This is a genomic window from Streptomyces torulosus, from assembly GCF_001419765.1.
Lineage (GTDB): Bacteria > Actinomycetota > Actinomycetes > Streptomycetales > Streptomycetaceae > Streptomyces > Streptomyces torulosus.
Window position 1 is genome coordinate 1 of sequence record NZ_LIRK01000127.1, and the last position, 6,325, is coordinate 6,325.

Consider the following 6,325-nt stretch of genomic DNA (forward strand, 5'->3'; position numbering starts at 1 on the left):
CGAACATGCCTCGCCATCGTCGTTCCTGCGCGGCTTCGCCGCGCGCAGTGGGGGCTTGGCCACCCACACCCCCTGCCGCCGTGCGGGACTCAGCCCCGCAGGTACGCCAGCACGGCCAGCACCCGGCGGTGGGTGTCCTCGGCCGGGGGGAGGGCCAGCTTGGCGAGAATGTTGCCGATGTGTTTGCCGACGGCTGCCTCCGTGACGACCAGGTCGCGGGCGACGGCGGCGTTGGACTTGCCCTCGGCGACCAGCGCGAGGACCTCCCGCTCGCGCGGGGTCAGCGCGGACAGCGGATCACTCCGCCGGCGCAGCAGCAGGCGTACGACCTCGGGGTCCACGACCGTGCCGCCGGCCGCGACCCGGTCGACCGCCTCCGCGAACTGCTCGACCTGCCCGATGCGGTCCTTCAGGAGATAGCCGACGCCGGTGCCGTCCCCCGTGTCCAGCAGGTCGGCGGCGTAGGCGCGCTGCACGTACTGGCTGAGGACGAGGACAGGCAGGGACGGGTTCGTGGCGCGCAGGTCGAGGGCGGCGCGCAGCCCCTCGTCGCTCTGCCCGGGCGGCATCCGGACATCGGTGACGACGAGATCGGGGCCGTGCGACACCACCGCCCGCTTGAGGGCCTCCGCGTCGCCGACCGCCGCGACGACCTCGTGGCCGAAGCGGGCCAGCACCCCGACGAGCCCCTCACGGAGCAGGACGCTGTCCTCCGCGAGCACGATCTTCAGCGCGTGGGGCACGGGATCTCCAGGGACAGGACGGTCGGGCCGCCCGCCGGGCTGTGGACGGTCAGTGTCCCATCGAGGACGGCGAGCCGGTCGACGAGCCCCGTGAGACCGGTGCCGCCGGCCGGGTCGGCGCCCCCGTGCCCGTCGTCCCGCACCTCCACGCACAGCCGCCCGCCCGCGTACCGGCCGGTGACCCAGGCGTGTCCGGCGCCGCTGTGCCTGCCGATGTTGGCGAGCGCCTCGCGGACCGCGAAGTACGCGGCGGACTCCACCGACTCGGCGAACCGCGGCAGGTCGGCGTCGACCGTGACGGGCACGGCGGACCGGTCGGCCGCGTCGGCGAGGGCGTCCGGCAGGCCGTAGTCGGCGAGGACCTGGGGATGGATGCCGTGGATCAACTCCCGCAGCTCCCCGAGGACCTGGTCCGCCTCCCGGTGCGCGGCGGCGAGCCGGTCGGCCAGCTCCGGCGGGGCGTCCAGCCGGGCCAGGCCCAGCGTCATGCTCAGGGACACCAGTCGCTGCTGGGCGCCGTCGTGCAGATCGCGTTCGATGCGGCGCCGCTCCGCCTCGAAGGCGGCGACCAGCCGGGCCCGCGAGCGGGTCACCTCCGCCAGCCGCCGCTCCCCCTCGGCCTCGCTGGGCGCGAGCAGCAGCCGCACCACCGCGGCACGGGCCCGGGCGTACAGGGTGAGGGGCCACAGCAGGGCGACGAGGAGGACGAGTCCGGCGGCCGCGCACAGCAGGGCCTGGCCCTGGGTGTCGATCAGCCAGAGCTTGACGATGCGGGTCTCGCCGCCCGAGAGGGCCAGCTGGACGGGCGCCCCGATCAGCGCGCCGGGCACGGCCACCGCCGCGCACAGCGCCAGCGCGTCCAGCGGCCACAGCACGAATCCGAGGAGCAGGGTGTACGCCAGCTCCCGCCAGGTCGCCCGCTCGGTGAACCGCAGCCGCGCCCAGGCGCCGAGCCCGGGTTCGACGGGGGTGGTGTGTGGTCCGGGCGGTGGGGATGTGCGGGCGACGAGCAGCCGTCGGCGCTCCAGGGCTCCGACGGGGACACCGGACAGGGCGAGCAGGGCCAGCAGCGGCAGGCCCACGAGGAGGGGGGCCAGGGCGAGGCCGAGGGCGCCCAGGACGAGGAGCAGCAGGAGCAGGGGCACGCCCACCAGCACCCCGCTCAGCAGGTACGCCACCGCGCCCGGTGTGTCCCGTACGACCGTTCGGATCATGGGCTCACGGTAGGCGGCGGCGTCGGGCAACGGCCATATGGGCAGGGGGTGTTCCGGGGTGGGCCCAGCCCTACCTCCGGGTGGGTCCGGCAGGTGGCGGTCCGCGCCTTCGTCCACCCGCCCGGCTATCGGGTCAGCAGTTCCTCCCGGCCTCGTGCCCGGTACTCGGTGACCAGGGTCGCGAGGTCGACCGCGGTGAGTCTGCGGTACGCCCACTTGCCGGGGGGCCGCCACCAGACGGGATCGGGGCAGCGGAAGCCCTCGCGGCGCAGGGCGGCCCGCTGGATCTTGTTGGTGGCGGTGACGGGCATACGGGGGACGACGCGGACGAAGCGGGGGGTCATCTTGGTGCCGAGGTCGGGCTGGGCGAAGAGGAACTCGGTGAAGCCGTACGGGTCGAAGGTGCCCGCGATGGTCGCCATGACCTGGTCCCCGGCGACCGGGTCGGGGACGGCGTAGACGGCGACGGCGTCGGCGCCCTCGTACCGGGCGAGGATGTTCTCGATGGTGGCGGCGGCGAGGTTCTCGCTGTCGACGCGGAGCCGGTCGTCGGTGCGGCCTGCGAAGTAGAGGAAGCCGCCCGTGTCGCGGTAGAAGAGGTCGCCGGTCCAGTACCAGCCGTCGTGGCGGCGGGCCGCGTCCGCCTCGGGGTTGCGCCAGTAGCCCTCGAACGGGTTGGGGCCACGGTTCACCAACTCCCCTATCGCGTCGGTGCCGTTGAGGAGGCGGCCGTCCTCGGCGAAGACGGCCGGCGGGCACTCCTTGCGGCTCTCGGGGTCGACCACGGCGAGGTCGTCGCCGGGTGCCGCCCGCCCGATCGCGCCCGGCGGGGTCCCCGGTGTCCGCTGGATCGCGGCCCCGCCCTCGGAGGAGCCGTACCCCTCGACGAGCCGCACCCCGAAGCGCCGCTCGAAGGCCGCCGCGTCCACGGCCCCCGCCTCCGTGCCGAAGCCGGTGCGCAGCGGGTTGTCGTGGTCGTCGGGCCGGGGCTCGGTGGCGAGGACGTAGCTCACGGCCCGGCCGACGTAGGTGAAGTACGTGGCGCCGTACGCGCGTACGTCGTCCAGGAAGCCGGAGGCGGAGAACCGGCGGCGCAGGGCGACGCCCGCCCCGGCGACCAGGGCGGGTGCCCAGTCGGCGATGACGGCGTTGCCGTGGAACATCGGCATGCAGACGTAGTGCACGTCGTCCCGCACCACGGCGAAGCGGTCGACGAGGGCCCGGCCGGCGGCCGCGAGCCGGCCCTGCGAGCAGATCGCGGCCTTGGGGGCGCCGGTGGAGCCGGAGGTGAAGTAGAGCAGGAGCCGGTGGGACGGGGTGGTCCCGGAGGGGTCGGGTTCGGCGCCCGCGTAGGGGGCGACGAGGGCGGTGTACTCCTCGGTGTCCGTGACGAGGATCCGCACGCCGGGCAGGTGCAGGCCGTCGAGGAGCGGCAGGTGGGCGCGTTCCGTGACGAGGATCCGGCACTCGGTGTGGAGGATGTCACGGGCCAGTTCGGAGCCCCGGCGGGTGGGGTTGATCCCGGCGACGGCGGCGCCCGCGAGGGCGGCGGCGCTCAGCCACAGGGGGTACTCGGGGGTGTTGTCGAGGAGGACGCCGAGGTGCGGCTCGGCTCCTGGTGGCAGCAGGTCGGCGAGGAGTGCCGCGCGGGCGGCGGCGCCGGCGGCGACCTCGTGATGGGTGAGCACCTCGTCCTCGAACCACAGCCCCGGCCGGTGGTCGCCCCACCGGTCGGCGACGAGCTGCGCGACCGTACGCCTCGTGGACTCCATACCGGCGCACCGTAGTTGACGTTCCGTCAGTTGGGGAGGCGCATGTCGGTCACGGGCTCGGGAAGGTGGTGTCGGCGGACATCTGGTGGAAGGTGACCATGAAGCCGACACAGAAGACGAAGATCACGCCGAGGAAGGCGAGGACGCCGAAGCTGGCCGCCGCCTGCTTCACCCGGCCCGGCTGGTGGGCCGTGGCCACCACGGACGGGCCCTCGGTGTAGTAGACCGTGACGAAGTCGCCCTCGACGGTGGTCATGGGGCCGTCCTCCTCCTCGAAGCGGATGGGGCGGCCGTCCCGGGTGGTGAACTCGTACACATGGTGGATCGTGGTGTGCACGGCGCTGCTCTGCCCCATGGCCTTGCTGACCGTGGTGAACGCCTTCAGGCAGCGGCCCTCCGCCGTCAGCCCGCTGTTCCAGGCCCGCTGGATCTGCAGCCAGCGGCGCAGTACGCGGTAGGCCGCGAAGGCGACGCCGGCCATGATCAGGCCGGGAACGATGTACAGAAACATATCCATGGTGATCCCCCGCGTTCGCTGACCGCCCTGGTCGGCGGCGTGTGGGGAAACTACCCGTGCGGGGGCCCCGCGCAGCTCAAGCGATGCTCAGAACTCGCGGGGCCGGTGCGCTGTCGGTCAGAACGTGACGTCCGAGCAGGCGTAGAACGCGTTGCCGGTGTCGGCGATCGTCCACACCGCGAGGATCACGTGGTGGCCGCTCAGACCGGACGGCAGGCGTCCGGTGTGGGAGAGCGTGGACGGGGGTCGCTGACCGTTGTAGGGGACGGTGAAGAACGGGGTGAGGTTGAGGTCGGAGCGGGCCAGCGCGTGGTTCTGGTTCCAGCCCGGCTTGGTGACGTAGTACGTGAAGGCGGTGGTGGCGTGCATGGCGGTGAACTGCCAGCGGAACGTGTAGTTCTGGCCGCCCGTCACCCTGGTCGTGGGCCAGGCGCCGCCGCCCGGCCTGGTGGGCGAGTTGAGCTGCCCGAACCGGCTGTGCCCGGCGGAACAGATCTGACCGTCAGCCGGCCCTGAGCCCGGGAAGCCCTTCGGGCCCTCCACGCTCTGCGGCTCCCACTGGATGTCGCCGCAGTTCGTGACGGTGCCGTTCTGACAGAGCTTCTGCCGGCTGACGGGGAGATCGGTGTAGCCGTGGCCGGAGGCGCCGCCGCTGGAGAGGACGAGGGCCCCCATGGTGGCGAGACCGACGCCGGCGGCGTACCACTTGGCGCGTTTTCGGGTGAAGGTCCTTGGACGCATGCTGCCGCTCCCTGGAGTACGTGGGGATGTTCCAGGTCTAGACCAAGCATCAGAGTAGGAGCGGCGGTTGGCTGTGTCCATATCAACGACAGGGCCCCGCCGGGCGCGTGTTCACGGGGACACTTCGCGCCGCCCCGTGTAGAACGCCACCGTCAGGTCCTTCACCAGCGCCTTGCGCTCGTAGTCGTCGAGTTCGACGAGGCCGCGCATCGTCAGCCGGGTCACCGTGTCCTCGACGGAGTCGACGACCGAGGTGAGCACGGTGTCACGGTGCTGGGCGTCGAGCGCCGCGATCCGCCGGCGCTGCATCACCGCGGCGACCTCGGGCGCGTACTCGATCCGGATGGGCTGCACGGAGAACACCTCCAGTCCGACCGGCGCCGTGTCCGCGACGAGCAGCCGGGTCAGCGCCTCGCCGACCGCCTCCGTGTTGCGCAGGGTGGAGTCCCGGACGAGGGCGTTCGGGGGTACGTCTGCGGGGAGTTGGGAGAGCACACGGGAGAGCGCCGCCTCGACGCACTCGCGCAGATAGCGTTCGTGGTCCTCGATCCCCAGCACGGCCCGCGCGGTGTCCTTCATCCGCCAGGCGACCAGGACGACGGCCCGCAGCGCGACCCCGTTCGCGTCGACGGCCGGCATCGGCTCGCTCCGCCAGTGCCGCAGCCGTACGTCGACCCGGCGGCGCAGCACGAGCGGGTTCACCCACAGCAGCCCGGCGCGGCGGACGGTCCCCCGGTACCGGCCGAACAGGTTCAGCACCCAGGCCCGCCCGGTCCGCCCCCGCGCGAGCCCGCCGAACCCGAACAGCGTCAGGGCCCCGGCACCGGCGTACGCGGCCCACTGCGCCGGGCCGAGTCCCCCCGCGTACCCGGCCGGCAGCCCCAACGCCCTGACGACCAGATCGGGCAGCACGCCGGCCCACCACGACGTCAGGACGCATCCGGCCACGCCGCAGGCCCCGCCCAGTACGCCCACCATGCCGGGCAGCACCCGCGCGGGGCGCTCGACCAGGTCGGGGTCGACCTCGACGGCGGGCCGCGGCTTCACCGAGGCCGGGCCCCGCCGCACCCTCGGCTGCTCGCCGGTCCCGCGCCGACGGCCCACGACGGCGGGGGTGACCGGCACGGACACGGGGGCCGGGTCGTCCCGGAACAGCAGATGGACGGGGATCTCGGTGGTCGTCTCGTTCTGGATGAGCCGCGCGGGCCGCGCGACCCCTTCCGGCTCCGGTGTGGGTGAGGTGGTCGTACTCATGCGTGCCTCCATGCCTCCGCGCAGGAAGAACCGTGGTGCGAGCTGATGGGGGTGAAGAGGGGCGAGCGGGGACGGTCGGGGCCG

At 73.4% G+C, this 6,325-nt stretch carries 6 protein-coding genes; all 6 read right to left on the minus strand.

What is annotated here, in order from left to right:
• Nucleotides 1-89: 89 nt before the first annotated feature.
• Nucleotides 90-743, minus strand: a complete 654-nt coding sequence (locus AOK23_RS09925) for a response regulator (protein ID WP_055712377.1) — start codon at nucleotides 741-743, stop codon at nucleotides 90-92.
• Entirely contained in the window at nucleotides 728-1,957 is a 1,230-nt protein-coding gene (locus AOK23_RS09930; protein ID WP_055712382.1) for a sensor histidine kinase, read from the minus strand. Before AOK23_RS09930 ends, AOK23_RS09925 begins: the two co-directional genes overlap by 16 nt.
• Nucleotides 1,958-2,082: 125 nt before the next feature.
• Nucleotides 2,083-3,729, minus strand: a complete 1,647-nt coding sequence (locus tag AOK23_RS09935) for a long-chain-fatty-acid--CoA ligase (protein ID WP_055712378.1) — start codon at nucleotides 3,727-3,729, stop codon at nucleotides 2,083-2,085.
• Between the two features lie 49 nt (nucleotides 3,730-3,778).
• Complete coding sequence (locus tag AOK23_RS09940) at nucleotides 3,779-4,246, minus strand: DUF3592 domain-containing protein (protein ID WP_055712379.1); 468 nt, start codon at nucleotides 4,244-4,246, stop codon at nucleotides 3,779-3,781.
• A 117-nt stretch (nucleotides 4,247-4,363) separates the two neighbouring features.
• Nucleotides 4,364-4,987: a lytic polysaccharide monooxygenase auxiliary activity family 9 protein gene (locus AOK23_RS09945; protein WP_055712380.1), complete on the minus strand. Its 624-nt coding sequence runs from the start codon at nucleotides 4,985-4,987 to the stop codon at nucleotides 4,364-4,366.
• Nucleotides 4,988-5,098: 111 nt separating this feature from the next.
• A complete protein-coding gene (locus AOK23_RS09950) occupies nucleotides 5,099-6,241 on the minus strand; it encodes an SPFH domain-containing protein (protein ID WP_055712381.1) in 1,143 nt (380 codons plus the stop codon).
• Nucleotides 6,242-6,325 lie beyond the last annotated feature (84 nt).